The organism is Acinetobacter sp. YH12218 (genome assembly GCF_013417925.1).
Taxonomy (GTDB): domain Bacteria; phylum Pseudomonadota; class Gammaproteobacteria; order Pseudomonadales; family Moraxellaceae; genus Acinetobacter; species Acinetobacter amyesii.
In genome coordinates this window covers 18920-37748 of record NZ_VPDB01000011.1, presented here as the reverse complement: position 1 = coordinate 37748, position 18829 = coordinate 18920, and the positions used below count along the sequence as shown (strand labels likewise).

The window sequence follows — 18829 nt, the reverse complement described above, 5'->3', positions numbered from 1 at the left end:
TGACTACAACTTGTTTATTTTTTACGACGGCTGCTGTAACCGCGCTTAGCCAATTCTAATTTAGCAATCATGCCTTTATGTACTTCATCAGGGCCATCAGCTAGACGCAGTGAACGTGCTTGGGCAAAGAAACCTGTGAGCGGTGTATCTCGAGAAACCCCAGCACCACCGTGAATTTGAATCGCCATATCAACGACTTTTTCTAAGACACTTGGCGCAACCACTTTAATTGCCGAAATCTCGGTTAATGCAGCCATATTCCCTAGAGTATCCATTTTATATGCTGCATAGAGGGTCAGTAAACGTGCTTGATCGATCGCAACACGTGCTTCTGCAACACGCTCTAAATTGCCACCGAGTTTTAAAATTTCTTTACCAAAAGCAGTACGGCTCATACCACGGTCAATCATCAGTTCTAGCGATTTTTCAGCTGCACCAATACACCGCATACAGTGATGAATACGGCCTGGGCCTAAGCGACCTTGTGCAATTTCAAAACCTTGACCAGCGCCGCCAATAAAGTTTGCAACAGGAACACGTACATTTGTGAAGCTAATTTCTCCATGTCCATGAGGTGCATCATAATCACCAAAGACTGGAAGCATACGTTCGATTTTCACTCCAGCAGTTTCAACTGGTACTAAAACCATAGAATGCTGATGATGACGGTCTTTGCTTTCATCTGGTGTATGTGCCATAAAAATAATGATTTTGGCATTTGGATCACCTAAACCTGAAGACCACCATTTACGGCCATTCAACACAATTTCGTCGCCTTCAACGACAGCTGTTGCTTCCATATTGGTGGCATCACTTGAAGCAACAGCAGGTTCTGTCATGCAAAACACCGAACGGATTTTGCCGTCTAGTAATGGTGTTAACCACTGCTGCTTTTGTTGTTCCGTACCATAGCGCCAAATCACTTCCATATTGCCGCTGTCTGGTGCATTACAATTGAATACCGTGGGTGCAAGTAAGCTACGGCCTGAAAGTTCTGCGATGTGTGCATATTCTTGTACAGATAAGCCTTGCCCAAGTTCAGGACAAGGTAAGAACATATTCCATAAGCCTGCAGCTTTGGCTTTATCCTTTAAAACCTCTAACTGTGCCGGCCATTGCCATTTGGTCCAATCACCACCTTGGTTCAACTCATGAACTTCTGCCCAAAACTCAGTTTCTACAGGCTCAATTTCATCTTTAATAAATTTTTTTGTTCTTTCAATATAATCTTGTGCACGTGCTGAAAGTTCAAACATGACAATATCCTTTAAATATTATGTTCTTTACGCTTTACAACACCATAACCTGAAATCTAATATGAACAAAATGATTTAATTCAATAGATGAACATGAATAGTATTCATAAAAACACCGTCATTGATATGGGTGTTTTCCACCGTATGGATATCAATTTATATCCACTGTATATCGCAGTTTATGAACAAAAAAGCATTTCAAAAGCAGCACAAATTTTGTGTATTACTCAGTCTGCAGCGAGTCATGCACTTCAACGTTTAAGACAACATTTACAAGATGACTTATTTGTACGTGCTGGGGCAAAAATGCTCCCGACTCCATTTGCTGAACAGATTTATCCCGTAATTAAAAATGCGCTTATTGCGATTCAAAGTATTTCTATCCAAAAACAACAATTTACTCCTTCAATGGTACAGAGCTTGAAAATTGCGGTACATGATGAAATTGAACCGATTATTTTTCCTAAGTTAGTTGAACACTTTCAACAGCAACAGTTTCAGATCCAATTTTCCAGTATTAAATTAGACCGCAAAACCATTGTGGCTGACCTTGCTGCACAGCAAATCGATTTTGCGATTGATCTTGAGCAAAACTTTGGTGAAAAAATAAATTTTCAAACTTTAGTTGAAGACCAATTCGTGGTTTGTAGTCAACATTCCAAGATGGATGAATCTATTTATCTTTCTGCTCCTCACATTGGGGTTTCTTCCCGACGTGCAGGTGTATTAGTTGAAGATATTTATTTAAATCGTAAAAAACACTCTAGAGAGATTTTTTTACGCTGTCAGCATTACTCTACTGCGCTACAAATTTTGGCACAGCAACCCAAGGCGATATTGACGATTCCGCAAAATATTTTGACGCATTTACAGGTTGCTCCCGAACTGAATATTTTTGATGTACCTGTAGACTTGCCGAAAATTAAACTAGGGATGTATTGGCATAATGATTTGGAATTAAATTCACGGCATGTTTTTTTGCGAAGCCAAATTTCTAAAATTTTTGCTTAGGCTATTTAAATGGGTTTAGATTGAATTCTGGGTGATGAAACTTGCTGTATATTTATAGATCAAATGCTGATTATTTAAGGTATTTTTAACTGACCGTCGGTTTATTCGACAGCCATAAATCATGAGTTCTTATAAAATCTAAATTCCTGTTTTTATGCGATATGAGCTCGTTCATATCATTGTGTATGCTTTCAAATCTCTCCGCGAATTGGCTCATGGCGTTAGGTGCAGTTTTGTGCCTGATCACAGTCTATGTTCTCTATAAAGTCACCATTTTCTTAAAGGATTTTTTTCACCCCTTTAAGAAAGGAAAATCGTACCTCTGCCGTGTATCCGATATTAGTGATGGCGACACCCTCACCTGCTATCGGATGAATCTAAGACGTTCTAAAACCAAACTTCGCTTTGCTTATGTGGATGCGCCAGAATCGACACAAGCCTACGGTAAAGAGTCCGCTCGACTGATCAAATCCATGGTTTACAAGAAATTTGTTCGCGTAAAAATCACTGATGTAGACCGTTATGGCCGCTGCGTTGGGGTTATTTATCGCTATCGTAAATGCATGAATGAAGAAATGGTAAAACGTGGTGCTGCGTGGGTTTACGAAGAATACATCCGTGACCAAAAGCATTTGCACTATATGATGAATTTACAAAGCAAAGCACGTAAACAAAAGAAAGGTTTGTGGAAAGCCAGTCGTCCAATGCGCCCTAAAGAGTATCGTAAATTACATAAATAACAGACCACATTACAGCATGGCTAAGGAATATTTGACGACTTAGCCATGTCTAATATTTGACCTTTTTTTACTTCGCTATACAATAATGCTGCCCTTTTGGGCATAGAAAATAAATTAGATAATTAAAATTGGAATAATAATGACTGAACTTACTTCAAGCGAATTGAATCCGTTTCAACAAGATCAAAATATTCAGCCTCAAATTCAAAAAGCCGATCATCCACTGTCTCCTGAAGGACGTTTTGGCCGCCTGTCCTATTTAGCGTGGTTATTTATCATTAGCATGATTTATACCTGCCTATTGGGCATCAGCGTCGCGCTGGGTCTTTTTGCATTTTTCAATTCAGCAGAACGTAGTATTGAAGCACTTTTTAATTCATTCTTAGGACTCAGTGCAATCGCACTGATTGTCGTTTCCATCGTTGCAATGTTTGCTGCAATGATCTGTATTACGATTCGTCGCTTACATGATCTGAATAAAAACGGTTGGCTCTGTTTAATTTTTCTCATCCCTCTCGTCGGTACCATCTTTAGCATTTATGTGATGGCTGCAAAAGGCACTGAAGGTGAAAATAAATATGGAATTAAGCGTCCAACGGAACAAACAGAGAAAGTTATTGGGTCATTGTATCTAATCCTGATGATTGTTTATTTATTGGTCATGATCCCATTGATGTTCAATATGCAAAGTATGATGAGCAATTTAGAACAAGCCCAATTACAAGAACAAGCAATGATGTCTGAAGGTGAACCTGAAGAATTAACAGATGAACAACTTGCAGCATATTTAGAGCAAGCTGAATCAGAAGGTGAAGAACTTGCTTATGCAGATGGTGAAAGTGTAGAAATTTCAGAAAATGCTGATAGCTCAGCGGAAGATGCAGCAATTGCAGCTGCAGAAGCATCTGTAGAATAAACACGTATTGTTTAAGGTATCAATTCAACGATATGCATTGAACGATAAGCTTTAAATGAAATGTTATGCAAGAAAACCTGTGTGCGCACAGGTTTTTTTATCCCTGTTTTTTATGCTGTGAGTTATTCGCTTGAATTCAAAATAAATTAGGCGTAAAGTTGCCGATAATTTAGTTACCCTAGTTAACTATTATGAATTCCGCATTAGGTTTCCGCTCTTCACTTCTGCGCTGTGCGCGTCTGATGAGTGATGAAATCAACACGATATTACTGCCCTATCAATTGAACTATTCGCTTTGGCAAGTCATGTTTGTCATCCGTGAAAAAACCGCTTGTACATCTATTGAAATGGCGGAATATTTAAACGTATCCAAGCCATCCATCACTAAGCGTGTCAAAATTCTTGCTCAGATGGATATTTTGGCACATGTGCAAACTGACGATAAACGTCAAAAGAAAATGATGCTCAGCAAGCCTGGACGTGAGTTATTTCAGCAATGTGCAAAAGACATAGATGCCTTTGAGCAGCGCTTGATCGCGCCATTAGCTAGCCAAGATATCCAACACTCCATTCAAATTTTACACCGTGTCATGCAAGAACTTGAACAAAACACTGTAGGTGATGATCATGCAAGATAAAGCACCACTTTGGACTCGAAATTTTATTTTAGTCAGCGCCATTAACTTCCAATTGGTTTTAACCTTTTATCTCTTGGTTGTGGTGATCGTAGGCTATGCGGTAGCTGAATTAGGTGCGACAACTGCTCAAGCCGGTCTAGTTTCAGGCTTGTTCATTGTCGGCACATTGGTCGGGCGTTTATTGGTGGGTAAGTTCCTAGAGCGTTTTGGTCGTAAAACAACACTGATCGTTGGTTTAATTGGCTTTTTAGTCTTTTCTGGTTTTTACTTCATTCAGTTTGGCGTCGGCATGTTGCTCTTCATACGCTTTATGCATGGCTTTATGATGGGTATGGCATCAACAGTGCTGGGTACCTTAATTGCCCAAATCTTACCAGCGACACGTCGCGGTGAAGGCATTGGCTACTACAGCATGAGTAGTACTTTAGGTACAGCTATTGGGCCATTTCTTGCCATTTGGATGATGTTACACTTTGGTTATCACGCGATTTTTATCGTTTCTACGATTATCGCATTGAGCTGCCTATTGGTTGCCTTGCTGATTCAAGTGCCCGATTTACCCAAAATCAATAAACCCCTCGATACTGTTGAAGCTGTCAAAAAACCGAGTTGGATTGCTCAATTTGTAGAGCCTAAAGCATTACCGATATCATTCATCATGCTTTTCGCTTCAATCTGCTATTCAGGTGTTTTATCTTTCATTAACTTCTATGCCAAAGAAATCGATTTGGTTGAAACAGCCTCGTTTTTCTTTTTGATGTATGCCATTGCGATTTTAATTTCTCGCCCATTTACAGGCCCGTTAATGGACAGTAAAGGTGAAAATGTAGTGATCTACCCTGCTTTTGTGATTATGGGCGTGGCATTGGTATTACTCAGCATCACTCAGAGTTCATGGATGCTTTTACTTTGTGCAGGGCTACTCGGACTCGGTTATGGCAATATTCAGTCGGTCTGCCAAACAGTTGCCGTGAAAAGTGCGCCGCTTGAACGTATGGGCTTTGCCACTTCAACTTTCTTTATCTTTTTAGATGCCGGCTTAGGCTTTGGACCATACTTTATCGGTAAATTGCTCGACCATATTGGCTACTCACAATTGTATTTGTATAGCGCATTTGCTGCCTTTGCATGTATTGGTGCCTACTACATTTTACATGGTCGTTATACCGTTCGAACCGCTTAAACTATAACTAAACATCAAATCGTCGGCTGAAACGTCGACGATATTCTAAGGGGCTCAGCCCCGTTTTTTTTTGAAATAACCGTCGAAATGAGCTTGGGTCACTATAGCCAACCTCTCGCATAATCAGATCTAAAGCATGTCCCGTTTCTTCTAAACGCTTTCGTGCAGCTTCAATCCGTATCGATTGTAAGTATTGATTCGGTGGAATATCCAAAGCCGTTTTAAAATGTCGAATCAATGTCCTCGTTGTCACATTAAACTGCGCTGCAAGTTCATCTAAGACAATATTTTCATGATAATGCTGTTCTAACCAATCTTGAACTTTTTGCACCAAACCATCCTGATGCGGTTTAGATATTTTCAATAATGAATAGGACAACTGACTATCACGACGATAATCCAGTACAAATGATTTTGCCGTATGGATTGCCGTTTCAAAACCATAAAAACGTTCTATTAGGTGTAGCCCCAAATCAAACCATGCTAAGCCGCCGCCTGCACAGTAAATATTTTGGTCATGGCTAATGAGCTGATCTGCATTCAGTTTGACCAAAGGATAGCGTTCACGAAACATTTGCTGAAAGCCCCAATGCGTCGTTGCCTGCTTACCATCTAAAAGCCCTGCTTCCGCCAGAAAAAAATTACCCGTACAATTTCCTGCGATCATTCCGCTCTGCACTTGCTGAGTTTTTAATAACTCGATCAGCGCTGAATTTTGCGCTAAAACATCTAAAATCGCCGCGCCTATCGTTGGAACAATGATGATATCTGCATCTGTTATTTCAGAAAATGCTAAATCTGCATAAAGCTTGATGCCATTGATACATTGCACAGCTTGACCATGTTGTGAGGCAATTTTGACCTGAAATAGCCGCTGCACATTCTGTTTTTGGATCCGGTTCCAACTGACACCCGCCATTGCAAATAGATCAACAACCCCAGTAATCGCGGAAGCCAAAGCACCATCAAATGCTAAAATTATGATTTTCTTCATTTAAAGTTCAAATTATCAAAATGTCATTTTTAACTTATTAAGTGTCATTATTGACAATTCTATATCTAAAAATCAACTGCTAGGCTTAAGGCATAAAATTCAACCCGATTAGAGATTGAGCAATGGCGCAGTTAATCAATGACAAAGATTTAAATTTTTTGCTATTTGACGTGTTTAAAGCGCAAGACTTAACGCATTACCCACGTTTTGCTGAGCATGATACTGAAACCTTCAAAAGCATCCTAGAAACTGCACAAGGTATTGCTCAAGACTTTTTTGCACCACATAACGCAACAGCCGATCAAAACGAACCTACCTTTGATGGTCAACAGGTTAAAACCATTGCAGAAGTCAAAACGGCATGGAAGCAATTTGCAGATGCCGGCTTGCTTTGTGCGCAGCATGATTATGATGCAGGCGGTATGCAACTTCCGACTTTGATCAACATGGCTGCAAATGCTTATTTCATGTCAGCAAATCCTTCATCAGTGGCTTATTCATTTCTAACCGCTGCGGCTGCAAATGTGATTCAAGCTTTCGGTACGACTGAACAAAAAGATATGTTTGTACCGCATATGTTCAGTGGTCGCTTTGCAGGAACGATGGCTATGACTGAACCTGATGTGGGTTCATCTTTAGGTGATTTGACCACAAAAGCCATACCACAAGCCGATGGTACCTACCTCATCAAAGGCCAAAAGATGTTTATTTCAGGGGGTGACCAAGACATCACTGAAAATATCGTCCATTTGGTCCTTGCTCGGATACAAGATGCACCTCAGGGCGTGAAAGGTATATCGCTATTTATTGTTCCGAAGTTTAAAACCCTAAGCGATGGTTCACTTGCAGATGCCAATGACGTACAACTGGCTGGCTTATTACATAAAATGGGCTACCGAGGTACAACATCGACAGTACTGAGCTTTGGTGAAAAAGACCAATGTACTGGCTATCTGATTGGCGAAGCAGGTGCTGGTCTTAAATATATGTTTAAGATGATGAATGAAGCGCGAGTGGGTGTCGGCTTAGGTGCAGCCATGATTGGATACCGTGGCTATTTAGAATCGCTCGAATATGCCAAAAACCGCCCACAAGGTCGCTTAGTATCAGATAAAAATCCTGCTGCGAAACCTGTCTATATCATTCAACATACAGATGTGAAACGAATGCTTTTGGCGCAAAAATCCTATGTGGAAGGCGCACTTGCATTATGCCTATTTGCTGCACGTTTAATTGATGAACATCAAGCCGCTAACAATGAAGACAGCGCGCTGTTATTAGATTTAATTATCCCTGTCGTCAAATCATTCCCTTCTGCCTATGGTCCAAAAGCCAATGATTTAGCCATCCAAGTTTTAGGTGGTGCGGGCTATACCCGTGAGTATCCGCTTGAACAATGTTATCGCGACAACCGCTTAAATCCGATCCATGAAGGCACATTTGGCATTCAATCTTTGGATTTGTTGGGTCGTAAGCTTTGGCAGCACAACAGTAAAGGTTTGATGCTGTTATTACAACGTATGCAAAATACGATTGATCAAGCTCAACATCCAAAAACTCAGGCGCTTGCAGCGATTTTTTCAGGGCATTTAAACACGGTGAAGAAAACCACACAAAGTTTGGGACAAGTCCTCGCCCAAGGTCGTGTCGATCAGGCACTGGGAAATTCTGCGTTGTATCTAGACATGATGGGCAAAGTCATCATTTCATGGCTATGGCTTGAAATGGCCAATCAAGCCCTTGTGAAATTTGAACATTCAGATTTAGCTGAAGATCAACAATACTTAGCTGGTAAATTACAAGCCGCGCAATATTTTATCCGCTGGGAGTTACCTGAAATAGAACATCAAGCCAAGTTATTGCTAGAACTTGATGATACTTGCCTCAACATGCAAGAAAGCTGGTTCTAGTCACCCGTTTAGCTCAGTCCTCAATGGGCTAATCTGGACAAGGTTTTCACGGATGAAAATCTTGTCCAACCCTATCTATTTCAATATAACTGCAATAAAAAAGGAACATAGTTTCGTTCCTTTTTTATCAAGATAGTGTGCTATACGCCGCAATTATTGGAAGACTTTAAAACGAGCGGCATCATCCATATAGCCTTTTTCTTTCGCTTCACCTTCCACTGAACCAAAAACCAATTGAGCACGAAGTTTCCAATGCGCAGGAATGTCCCATTCAGCATGTACTTGTTCATCCACAATTGGGTTGTAATGCTGTAGTGATGCGCCTAAACCTTCGGTGTGTAACGCAGTCCAAGTCGCAAATTGGGCAATGGCAGTTGAATGTTCTGCCCAAATTGGAAAGTTTTCTGCATAAGAAGGAAACTGTGCTTGTAGAGCACTGACCACATCTAAATCTTCAAAGAACAGAACCGTACCCAATCCTGCTGCAAAACTTGCCATTTTATCCGTGGTCTTCGCAGCACTTTCTTCATCTTTTGCATAAGATTTTAATTTGTCAGCGACTAAGCCCCAAAATTTTTCGCTTTCACCATTAAATAAAATAACAGCACGAGAAGATTGTGAATTAAATGAAGACGGGCTTTGTTTAATCGCTGTTTGGATCAAATCAGTTAAATATTCTGTGCTTTGGCTTACATTGTCCCCAATAGCATAAATAGTGCGACGTTTGCTTATCAGGTCAATAAACTGATTTGACATATAAAATGATCCTTTAGAATATAATGTGCAGATGAGTCAGAAACATTTGGAATGATAAGTATCGCGACTTTCCAAATGTTGGAATGCTTCACTTGCTTGATGGGTCACTATGAAACAGTCACTTGCCGCAGTAAATCTGAAGTTCTGCTGTGCATATAAAAAATCCTCCTAAGCGGAGGATTTTTCGACTAAAACTGTGTGCAGTTTAGAATTTTGCTTCTAATACATTCGCTGACACTTGGTTTTTCCAAAGCTCACGTAAAGTCGGTAGATAGAATTTTTCACCTAGCTCGACCAACTCTGCATCAATCAAACCATGAACTTCGTGCATGAATAGATAATCCAGTTCAACAGTTTGTAATTTTGACTGTGCTTTTTTATATTCTTTGCGCTTTTGCTGTGCTTTTTTTACCAAGTTATCTGCATAAGCACGGTCTTTATATTGGGCAATAGCATTCAAACGTAGTTCGATTACGCCCCAACCACTGAGTAGCAATTTAAATTTTTCAAAATCTGTCGTTGTCGATTCCCAGCTCATTTCTTCTAGATTTTCATTTTCAGGCAAAACTGGTAGCAAAAGCTCCATAACACTTGGGAAAATCTTTTTAAAATTCAAAACAAATTTAACAGGATGCTCGCCCGGATAGTCTTTAAATTGAACGTTCTTTTGGACATCTGTCAAATAGATGGTGAGCATTGGGGGAAATCCTTAAATAAAACACTGTCTTGCAAATATTTATTCAAACAAATGTCAAATAGCAACGAAAACAGAAAAAGAAAGGCATTTTAACAAGTGTGCCAATGAATTCAAAGCCCAATCCAATGAATTACTCGCTTCATCATCAGGCCTTTCTTCATTTTGTTCGTTCCCCTATTTTTAATAAATCGTCTGGTTTCTATACATACATTTCAAGATGAATATGAATCCAAAGAATCTGTGTTAGGCAATAACTAGTTGAAAAATAATTCAATCATATATCCAATAAAAAGAGAGGCTGAATATGAATCAGCCCCTCTTTTTATTTTCAAACACTCTAGATGAATGATCTCAAAACAATTTATTTGGTATTGGGTGAAACCATTTGCTCAGGACGAACCACTTCATCAAATTGCTCTGCAGTGACTAAACCGAGTTCTACCGCAACTTGCTTTAGAGTTTTACCTTCTTTATATGCAGTTTTAGCAACTTTTGCAGCATTTTCATAACCAATTACAGGATTGAGTGCCGTAACTAACATTAATGAATCATGTAAGAAATGATCGATTTTTTCACGGTTTGGCTCAATGCCTACTGCACAGTGGTCATTAAAGCTATTACATGCATCACCGAGGAGTTGAATAGATTGCAATAAGTTAAAGGCAATAACAGGCATAAACACGTTTAATTCAAAGTTACCCGATGCACCGGCAACATTAATGGTTGTGTCATTTCCAAGTACTTGAGCAACCACCATTGTCATGGCTTCACTTTGAGTTGGATTGACCTTACCTGGCATGATGCTTGAGCCTGGTTCATTTTCTGGAATACGTAGCTCACCAAAACCACAGCGTGGGCCACTGGCTAACCAGCGCACATCATTGGCGATTTTATTTAAACTTGCAGCAAGTGTTTTTAAAGCCCCCGAAGCAAATACAGCTGCATCACGCCCTGCTAGTGCTTCAAATTTATTTGGCGCAGTGACAAATGGCAGACCCGTTTGTTTCGCAAGTTCTGCTGCTGCTTTTACAGCATATTCAGGATGTGCATTCAGACCTGTACCGACCGCTGTACCACCTAGTGGTAATTCATACAGTCCTTCTAAAGCTTGATTTAAACGCTTCAAACCATGATCGAGCTGTGAAACATAGCCGCTAAACTCTTGGCCTAATGTTAAAGGCGTTGCGTCCTGTAAATGTGTACGGCCAATTTTAACAATATCTTTAAAATCGTTAGATTTAGCTTCTAAGGTATTACGCAGTTTTGTTACTGCAGGAATTAAAAGCTCATTGATTTGTAGACTTGCAGCCACATGAATTGCGGTTGGGAATGAATCGTTGGTCGATTGAGCACGATTGACATGATCATTGGGATGGACAGGTTTTTGTGAGCCCAACGGATTACCCAGTTTTTGATTGGCAATATTGGCAATTACCTCATTACAGTTCATGTTACTTTGCGTACCTGAACCAGTTTGCCAAACTACCAGTGGAAATTGTGCATCCCACTGCCCTGAGATCACTTCTTCGGCTGCATTGACGATATAACCAGAAAGTTCCTGAGGGATTTGACCCAATGCTGCGTTAGTAATCGCTGCTGATTTTTTAACGAGACCCATTGCACGAATCATTGGACGTGGTAAACGTTCACCACCAATTTTAAAGTTTTGCAAACTACGCTGTGTTTGTGCACCCCACATCGCATCGCTAGGTACTTCAACATCGCCCATTGTGTCATGTTCAATACGTGTTTGCATAAATGACCTCATATCCTTATCTATAAAATTGAACGTCTGTGCAGAATCAAATTCTGCTGATAAATACAGTTTAGGTAACTTGTTTAGACTTGTAAATAATAACCATTATCAATTACAAGTGGTTTATTTGATAATCTTTATCGTGATTTTATAAAGAAAATCATGCACGATGATTAAATTCACCCAATACAAGACGAGTTAATTACCTCTTAATGTTTGTTGATAGAAACGCCATTCATCTTCTAGCATTTTCTTTAAATCTTGTTCAGGCTGCCAATCAAAAGTACTTTTCGCTTTCTGTGTACTTGCCCCAAGCTGGTCATATTCATGGCTTGGATAAAAAGTAGATTCGACAGTCTTAATCTCGGCCTTAGTTACTTCTGAAAGCGTATCTAATAGTTGCTGTATCGAAACCAACTCACCTGAAATATTAAAGGCCTCACAGCTGAATTGTTGCTGCGACAACCATTGCAAACATTGCCACACCGCCTTACAACAGTCGAGTACATGCAAGAAACTCCGTTCCACAGTACCATCTTCAGTTTTAGCTTGTTTGCGAAGTTCAATAAAGTCTCGTTGTAAAGCCCCGACTTGCATCGCAAGCGGCACGATATTTTTTGGCAATGGCGCAACAAACTCACCTAAAACTGCATGTTCGAATGCACCTGCGACGTTTCCTAAACGCAAAATCGCAATTTTCCACTCGTTATCAGTACGTGCGGTATCCCGTATAATTTCTTCCACCATTTGTTGAGATTTCACATAGGGATTTGGATAAGTAAAATTGATTTCTGTGTCTTCTGTTAAATCTGCCGAAGACTGACCATATACCGCCAAACTTGATAAATGGATCAGTGTTCGTACACCTGTTCGCTGCATGGCACGCAGCAAACTCATGATACAACTGACATTATCATTATAATATTCAAGTGGTTTAAGGACGGATTCTTCCAATGACTTAAAGCCTGCCGTATGAATGACAGCATCGACGGTATATTGTTCAAATACTTTATTGAGTGCGGGAGTATTGCGAATATCGAGTTTGACAAAAGGCACATACATGCCTGAAATAAATTCTAGTCGTTCAAGTGTTTGTAAATTTGCATTGGATAAATTATCCACAATAATGACTTCTTGACCTTGAGCCATTAAACTCAAGGCTATATGTGAACCTATAAAGCCTAAACCACCAGTCACTAAAATCATTGTTTAGATACTCCTTATAGTTATCAAGCTTTTACAACTCTTTGGCATCATCTTGGTGTCGTCACCAACTTATCTACAGATCTAAATTTTGAAACTTCGCCTCAGCATTTTTCATGAGCCGAACAATCTGCAAGAGCATTCTAGTTTTATCTTACTGCTTTAGAATTTTGACTGTGTTGCAGTTATGGATATTAACTGTATTTGATTTACGACAAATGACCTCGCTAGCGATTCATTTTGAAGACAACACAATTATTCGTGGCATTTGAGTGAACGCATTTAGAAGAAGATATTTAAAAATAATCGCACTAGAAAGCATATTTCACAGCAATAAAAAGTATTAGAAGTGATCTACTCGAATGAGCAAATAGCATTGAGCAGTCTGACTATTTTTTGAGGTATAGGATCTGGATGTGAATGCCAGATGAATCATCAGAAATATTCATCTGGCAAGATGTTGGCAATGTAACTATAACAGCAGCAAACGTTTGAAATCGCAAATATCTAAGCAACTTAATTTAGCGGATATAGCCTTTTTTGATCATGGCTGAGAATAGGAACTCGTAAACTTTTAAGATCATGCTCACCAAATAAAACCCATATTTTCGCCATAAAGACAGCCCAACAAAATTCAGCAAAACCGCAATGATCAGCGCCCCTGCCATATCCATTGGATAATGCACACCTAAATAGACTCTCGACCACGCCACAAGAAAAGCGAATGCGAGAAATACATAGCCGACAGTTTTTTGCTTTGAAAATATATAAGAAAATGCAATCGTGCTAAAAAACAGCATGTGATCACTCGGGAAGGATCCATTCGGTGAATGTTCTATAATCGTGCGTCCAACATCCAAGACAAAAGGTCTAGGATAGTAAAAGAAACTTGAAATCACTTGGCTGAAAAGAAAAGCGACAATTGTAAAAACAGTGGCTTTAACGATTTGTTTTTTGGTGTCAAAACTGCCTTTAAACCAAGCCAAAAACATCAAAAGAATCACGATATAAAATAGATCATTGGCTATAAATATGGCAAAAGAAATAGTGAAATCTAAAGCATTGTCCGATGCATTGATTGAATTAAATAAACTTAAGTTAAATTTCTCTATATTCATGAGATGGTTTAAAAAATGAAAAGATCATAGCACTCTGCAAAATCAAAAATTGCGTTTTATTCATATAAAGATTTTTCAGTATGTAACCGTAGAGTTTATTTATGAAAAAGTGATGGCTCGAGGTTGAATCCAAAATAAACCAAAAGTTATATTTGAAGAAAAATTGGCAATGACTTCGCCGCCTAAATAAGCAAAACTTTGCAAATATTCAGATCATTGAGTAAATCATTGTATACTAGCTTTTTCTTCTGAACTCAGAACAAACTGTCGATCTAGACCGTTTATTCATTTAGTGAATTTCGATGAGTACTCTATTACTAATTACCTCCTCACCCACTTCGATACTGGCTTGGCATGCTTTGGGTCTTGCCCAAGCGCTGAAGCAGAAAGGCGAAAACTTTCGAGTTTTTTTCTATCAAGATGGTGTAAATGTGGCAAATGCTCTGCAATGGGTGCCAGATGATCAGCGCAAACTCAGTAGTGAATGGCAAAAACTCAGCATTCGCTTACCTGTTTGTGTAAGTGCAGCGCTCGCACGTGGGATCACAGATCAGGAAAATGCTCAGCGTCATAATATTCAGCAACATAATCTAGCTGAACAATTTGAACTTGTGGGCCTAGGCGAACTTGCCGATGCCGTACAAACTGCAGACCGTTTATTGCAATTCTAAGTATTTTTATTGCCGCGCATTTGTAGCATTGAAAAGGAAAATTACGTGAAATCTGTACTGGTTGTTTTAACCCATGCAAATCTTGCAAGCTTACAAGTACATGAAAGTCTTTCTGCGACCATGGTGCTTGCAACCTTCGGTTGTGACGTAAAAGTGTTGCTCAAAGATGCTGCGCTAAGCTTACTTCAAGCAGAACAAGAGTTTAGTCAGCTCAAGCATGCGTTTAAACTCGCTTCCAACATGGTTGATAGCTTTGAGTTTTATGATCTCACCCCGATTTATATTGAACAAAAAAATTCACAGCATCCATTTGTAATCAACAGTGAACAAGAACTTGAGTTTGTTCAATTCAATACTGAATTGATTCAACAATTTGATCATGTGTTGTATTGGTAAAAGAGGAATGATGATGTCAAATTCTACGCTGTATTTAGTCCAAGCCAGCTATGCCAATACCCTACAGCACATCCAGCAGTTAGCCAGTTTAATCAACCCTGAAGATGCAATCATCCTGATGGGTGAAGCAGTCTTACATATTGCAGATGAACAAATTCAGCAATTTGGCACATGTTATGTACTTGAAAATGATGCTGAGATTTTAGGTAAAAGTATGAATTATAGTCATATGAAAGTGATCGACTATGCCGCTTTTGCTGATCTATGCCTCAGATTTAAAAGATGTATTTCACTCAAATAATTTGAGTGAAAGCGATCCATTTCTACAATCTTCTCTTTTGGAACGAATATGAATCTTGAATTAGACCAAGATGGCCATTTGGTGGATTACACTATTTGGAATGAAGCTGTTGCCCAAGAACTGGCTAAAAGTTTAGAACTTGAGTTAAGCCCTTGGCATTTTGAAGTTTTACAAGCTGTGCGACAGTTTTATCAACAGTTTGGTCACTCGCCGGCAACTCGCCCACTCATTAAATTTTTAATGAAAACCGTGAGTGCAGATATTAATAATGCAGTATTACAAGACAAATTTAATACGGGCTTGGTCGCTCGACATTTAAGTCGTTTAGCGGGAATTCCTAAACCTGCAAATTGTTTGTAATTTTAAAGCAATCTAAATACCGCTTAGGCTATTTTGGCTAAATAGATGCAAATCAGCATCTTGAAGAAAGCCATAAAACAGCTTAAGCAGGTTTTAATTGATTTAGAGCAATGTAATAGGCTTGGGTAAATATCGGTTTGACCTGTTTGGCTTGGATCGGTTCAGCACAACATGAGCACACTAAAACCGGTTTAAATTTTTGCCCACATGCCTGATGTACATATTCAACTGGAGATCCCAAGCCCTGATCCATATATTGATCGGCCCAATGTGTCATAGCTAAAAGGATTGGATACAAGTCTAAGCCTTTTTGCGTCAGTCGATATTCAAAACGTTCCTGACGCTCGACATAAGCAACTTTGGTTAAAATACCCTCTTCAACCAAACGCTTTAATCGGTCGGATAACACATGACGCGTCACACCGAGATTTTGTTGAAAGTCATCAAAACGTCGAATGCCCATAAATGCATTACGGATAATCAACATGGTCCAACGATCCCCTAGCACTGAAAGCGCACGAGCGATTGAACACGGTTGTTGACCAATATCATCCCATTTCATTTTATGAACCATCAAAAATAACGACCAACACCCAATTTAATTCATGCCTGTTGATTTTGCAAAATCCTTTTCAATAATCTTTGATATACAAATCATAAATCAACCTTCATTTCCAATCATTTATTTATCGGCTTGATCTGTGAATGAACTAAAAATGTATTTTGTCTTTATTGTCTTCAATGATTTCTAGCCATGCACGCGTTGCGGGACTCATGGCAACAGTGGTATTCCAGGCCATACTGAGTTTCCAGTCTAGGTTTGGATTTTCTAATTCAGCCATATGGTATTTTGCCGCATCAAGTTGTTCACAATAAATTTTAGGCAGGAGTGCAATCCCGACATTTGAATCTACCATTTTGGCGATGAAGTCCCACTGGCTACTTTTACACACTACATTGGGCTCAAATCCGACGTAGTTTGCCGCCTGTATAATGATGTCATTGAGTGTGAAGGTATCATCATATAATAAAAAGGATTCTTCTTTTAATTCAATCAGCGATACTGTTTTTCGCTTACGCCACTGTGAGTTTTTTTTGGACAATAGACACAAAGGTGACTCCATCACTGGAATACCACTCAGCACCGGTTTCAAGTGACCCAAAATAATCCCGACGTCGACCTGTTTTTTTAAAATGGCACTTTCTATACCTGTCGCCCCAACCTCAAAAAAGCTCAGTTCAATATTGGGGTATTTTTTATGAAACAGCGCGATTAACTGACTGAACAACACTGATGCCAATGGCGGTAAACCTAGGGTCAATTTACCTTGTTTTAAGGCACGAACTTGGGTAACGGTATCAAGCATCCGTTGTTGTTCATTCAATATCACTAAGGCATGCTGATAAATCTGCTCTCCCATATAGGTGAGCTGTGCTTCCCTTTTTCGACCTGCTTCTCCTTTATGAAATAAAGGCACGCCGATCTCGTCTTCTAACTGACGAATTAATTTACTAATGGTCGGCTGAGTGACAAAAAGCGCTTCTGCTGCATGACTAAAACTCTGTTTTTGTACGATGGTCACAAAGACTTTTAGGCTTTTAATGTCCATTATTATTCCATTTAAGCATAATTAATAATTAATTATTCATAATTATACAGGGTATGCACTTTTAAAATAGCGTCATCTCCTATTCTACTGTCGTCTCATGGATACGTTTCCACAATCTACTTCCAAATTTACCCAGTTTCTTAAAACTTTAGCGCAGCTAAGTTTATTGATATTGATCTGGTGGATTGGCTCTTGCATTCAATCTTGGTTTAACTTGCCGATCTCTGCTGGCGTGATTGGTTTATTGCTCCTTTTAGCCGCATTGTTGAGTGGTTTATTTAAAATGCAGTGGATCAAACAAGGCTCAGATTTTATTTTGGCTGAACTGGTTCTATTCTTTATCCCCTGTGTAGTTGGATTAATTAAATATCAAGATTTATTACTCAGCTCTGGCTGGCAGTTAATTTTAGCCGTGGTACTGGGTACCGTCTGTGTCATGGTGTTTACAGCATTTACGGTTTATTGGGGCTTTAAACTCGAGGCAAAACTTAAAGCGAAACACCAAACTGCGATAGATCATGATGTCAACACAGCAGGTAAAACCTTATGAACGATTTTGGGTTGAACAGCATCTCTGTATTGTTTTTCGTCCTGACCCTTGTCGGTTATATTTTGGCGAAAAAGCTACATCGTAAGTTACCGTATATGGTTCTTTCCCCTGCACTATTCGTCCCGTTTGTGCTGATTATACTCATGCTTTGCTTTCATATTTCATATGACACCTATATGCAAGAAAGCCAATGGATTGTATGGATGCTCGGCCCGGCAACTGTGGCCTTTGCTATTCCCATCTATGAATATCGGCAAATTATCCGTCAGCATGCGCTGAGTATTAGTTTGGGCATCGTGATTGGCATGTTAGCAGGAATTATCAGTGCTTTTTATTTGGCACAGTTGTTTCAGTTTGACCAAGAAACGTCTTATAGCTTAATGGCACGTTCCATTTCTACCCCCTTTGCCATGGAACTTACCTCGAATATTGGGGGTTCAGTCGAATTGGTGATTCTATTTACCATGATTACTGGGATTGCCGGCGTGGCTTTGGCTGACCTAGTTTTGGCTGGGCTTAAATTGCATTCACGCTTTGCGCAAGGTGCGGCTCTTGGCAATGCTGCACATGGATTTGGTACAAGTAAGGCGTTATCACGTCATAAAGAAGAAGGTGTTGCAGCCTGCTTGAGCATGGTACTAGCTGGGGTCTTTATGGTATTGCTTGGGCCATCACTTATTCATTTGGTCATTTATCTATTAGGATAAAATAAAAAGCCCAGTGCATTAGCTGGGCTTTTTTTAAATCAGGAGTTAAGTCATTT

The 18829-nt window shown here is 39.5% G+C and carries 21 protein-coding genes; 12 read left to right on the top strand and 9 right to left on the bottom strand.

The genetic code is table 11. From position 1 onward, the window contains the following. Positions 1 to 14: 14 nt before the first annotated feature. Complete coding sequence (locus FTV03_RS05135; protein ID WP_078190971.1) at positions 15 to 1256, bottom strand: acyl-CoA dehydrogenase family protein; 1242 nt, start codon at positions 1254 to 1256, stop codon at positions 15 to 17. A gap of 93 nt (positions 1257 to 1349) precedes the next feature. On the opposite strand from FTV03_RS05135, the gene FTV03_RS05130 reads away from it, so the two are divergent. From FTV03_RS05130 to FTV03_RS05110, 5 genes are all read left to right on the top strand, one after another. Further along, the gene (locus FTV03_RS05130; protein WP_180021744.1) at positions 1350 to 2267 is read left to right on the top strand and encodes a LysR family transcriptional regulator; all 918 of its coding nucleotides are present in this window, start codon (positions 1350 to 1352) and stop codon (positions 2265 to 2267) included. 185 nt (positions 2268 to 2452) lie between these two features. Then, complete coding sequence (locus FTV03_RS05125; RefSeq protein WP_180040320.1) at positions 2453 to 3007, top strand: thermonuclease family protein; 555 nt, start codon at positions 2453 to 2455, stop codon at positions 3005 to 3007. Between the two features lie 139 nt (positions 3008 to 3146). Further along, on the top strand, positions 3147 to 3923 hold the full coding sequence (locus FTV03_RS05120) for a DUF805 domain-containing protein (protein WP_180040318.1): 777 nt from the start codon (positions 3147 to 3149) through the stop codon (positions 3921 to 3923). A gap of 191 nt (positions 3924 to 4114) precedes the next feature. After that, positions 4115 to 4561 (top strand): MarR family transcriptional regulator, encoded by a 447-nt coding sequence (locus tag FTV03_RS05115; RefSeq protein ID WP_180040316.1) that lies wholly within the window; start codon positions 4115 to 4117, stop codon positions 4559 to 4561. Next, entirely contained in the window at positions 4545 to 5744 is a 1200-nt protein-coding gene (locus tag FTV03_RS05110; protein ID WP_180040314.1) for an MFS transporter, read from the top strand. Before FTV03_RS05115 ends, FTV03_RS05110 begins: the two co-directional genes overlap by 17 nt. A gap of 7 nt (positions 5745 to 5751) precedes the next feature. Here the strand turns inward: FTV03_RS05110 and FTV03_RS05105 are convergent, their stop codons facing one another. Then, a complete protein-coding gene (locus tag FTV03_RS05105; RefSeq protein ID WP_180040312.1) occupies positions 5752 to 6738 on the bottom strand; it encodes a GlxA family transcriptional regulator in 987 nt (328 codons plus the stop codon). A 122-nt stretch (positions 6739 to 6860) separates the two neighbouring features. On the opposite strand from FTV03_RS05105, the gene FTV03_RS05100 reads away from it, so the two are divergent. Continuing rightward, entirely contained in the window at positions 6861 to 8648 is a 1788-nt protein-coding gene (locus tag FTV03_RS05100; protein ID WP_180040310.1) for an acyl-CoA dehydrogenase, read from the top strand. A 153-nt stretch (positions 8649 to 8801) separates the two neighbouring features. Here the strand turns inward: FTV03_RS05100 and FTV03_RS05095 are convergent, their stop codons facing one another. The 5 genes from FTV03_RS05095 to FTV03_RS05075 all read right to left on the bottom strand — a co-directional run bounded on the left by FTV03_RS05095 (position 8802) and on the right by FTV03_RS05075 (position 14178). Continuing rightward, positions 8802 to 9404 carry a nitroreductase family protein gene (locus FTV03_RS05095; protein WP_180035736.1) on the bottom strand — a complete coding sequence of 201 codons (603 nt, stop codon included), beginning with the start codon at positions 9402 to 9404 and terminating at the stop codon, positions 8802 to 8804. Between the two features lie 205 nt (positions 9405 to 9609). Then, entirely contained in the window at positions 9610 to 10101 is a 492-nt protein-coding gene (locus FTV03_RS05090; RefSeq protein ID WP_078193829.1) for a hypothetical protein, read from the bottom strand. Between the two features lie 361 nt (positions 10102 to 10462). Then, complete coding sequence (gene fumC / locus FTV03_RS05085; protein ID WP_111884341.1) at positions 10463 to 11857, bottom strand: class II fumarate hydratase; 1395 nt, start codon at positions 11855 to 11857, stop codon at positions 10463 to 10465. Positions 11858 to 12055: 198 nt separating this feature from the next. Continuing rightward, positions 12056 to 13063: an SDR family NAD(P)-dependent oxidoreductase gene (locus FTV03_RS05080; protein ID WP_180040308.1), complete on the bottom strand. Its 1008-nt coding sequence runs from the start codon at positions 13061 to 13063 to the stop codon at positions 12056 to 12058. 518 nt (positions 13064 to 13581) lie between these two features. Next, the gene (locus FTV03_RS05075) at positions 13582 to 14178 is read right to left on the bottom strand and encodes a phosphatase PAP2 family protein (RefSeq protein WP_168378645.1); all 597 of its coding nucleotides are present in this window, start codon (positions 14176 to 14178) and stop codon (positions 13582 to 13584) included. Between the two features lie 302 nt (positions 14179 to 14480). Between FTV03_RS05075 and tusD the strand changes: the two genes are divergently transcribed. From tusD to FTV03_RS05055, 4 genes are read left to right on the top strand one after another with little or no spacing between them, the layout of a single operon-like run. Further along, positions 14481 to 14849, top strand: coding sequence for a sulfurtransferase complex subunit TusD (gene tusD, locus FTV03_RS05070; protein WP_180040305.1), 369 nt, complete (start codon positions 14481 to 14483; stop codon positions 14847 to 14849). A gap of 45 nt (positions 14850 to 14894) precedes the next feature. Then, a complete protein-coding gene (locus FTV03_RS05065) occupies positions 14895 to 15245 on the top strand; it encodes a hypothetical protein (RefSeq protein WP_078193833.1) in 351 nt (116 codons plus the stop codon). 13 nt (positions 15246 to 15258) lie between these two features. Next, positions 15259 to 15546: a DsrH/TusB family sulfur metabolism protein gene (locus tag FTV03_RS05060; RefSeq protein ID WP_078190986.1), complete on the top strand. Its 288-nt coding sequence runs from the start codon at positions 15259 to 15261 to the stop codon at positions 15544 to 15546. A gap of 48 nt (positions 15547 to 15594) precedes the next feature. Next, complete coding sequence (locus FTV03_RS05055; RefSeq protein WP_111884335.1) at positions 15595 to 15906, top strand: TusE/DsrC/DsvC family sulfur relay protein; 312 nt, start codon at positions 15595 to 15597, stop codon at positions 15904 to 15906. Positions 15907 to 15988: 82 nt separating this feature from the next. Here the strand turns inward: FTV03_RS05055 and FTV03_RS05050 are convergent, their stop codons facing one another. Together FTV03_RS05050 and FTV03_RS05045 are read right to left on the bottom strand one after the other, a co-directional pair. Continuing rightward, entirely contained in the window at positions 15989 to 16468 is a 480-nt protein-coding gene (locus FTV03_RS05050; RefSeq protein ID WP_078191046.1) for a helix-turn-helix domain-containing protein, read from the bottom strand. Positions 16469 to 16616: 148 nt separating this feature from the next. After that, positions 16617 to 17516 (bottom strand): LysR family transcriptional regulator, encoded by a 900-nt coding sequence (locus tag FTV03_RS05045; protein ID WP_180007851.1) that lies wholly within the window; start codon positions 17514 to 17516, stop codon positions 16617 to 16619. 97 nt (positions 17517 to 17613) lie between these two features. Here FTV03_RS05045 and FTV03_RS05040 point away from each other — a divergent pair, with 97 nt between their 5' ends. Continuing rightward, complete coding sequence (locus FTV03_RS05040; RefSeq protein ID WP_180040303.1) at positions 17614 to 18066, top strand: CidA/LrgA family protein; 453 nt, start codon at positions 17614 to 17616, stop codon at positions 18064 to 18066. Beyond that, positions 18063 to 18773, top strand: a complete 711-nt coding sequence (locus FTV03_RS05035) for an LrgB family protein (protein ID WP_171262654.1) — start codon at positions 18063 to 18065, stop codon at positions 18771 to 18773. The genes FTV03_RS05040 and FTV03_RS05035 overlap by 4 nt, the downstream gene beginning before the upstream one ends. Positions 18774 to 18829: the final 56 nt, after the last annotated feature.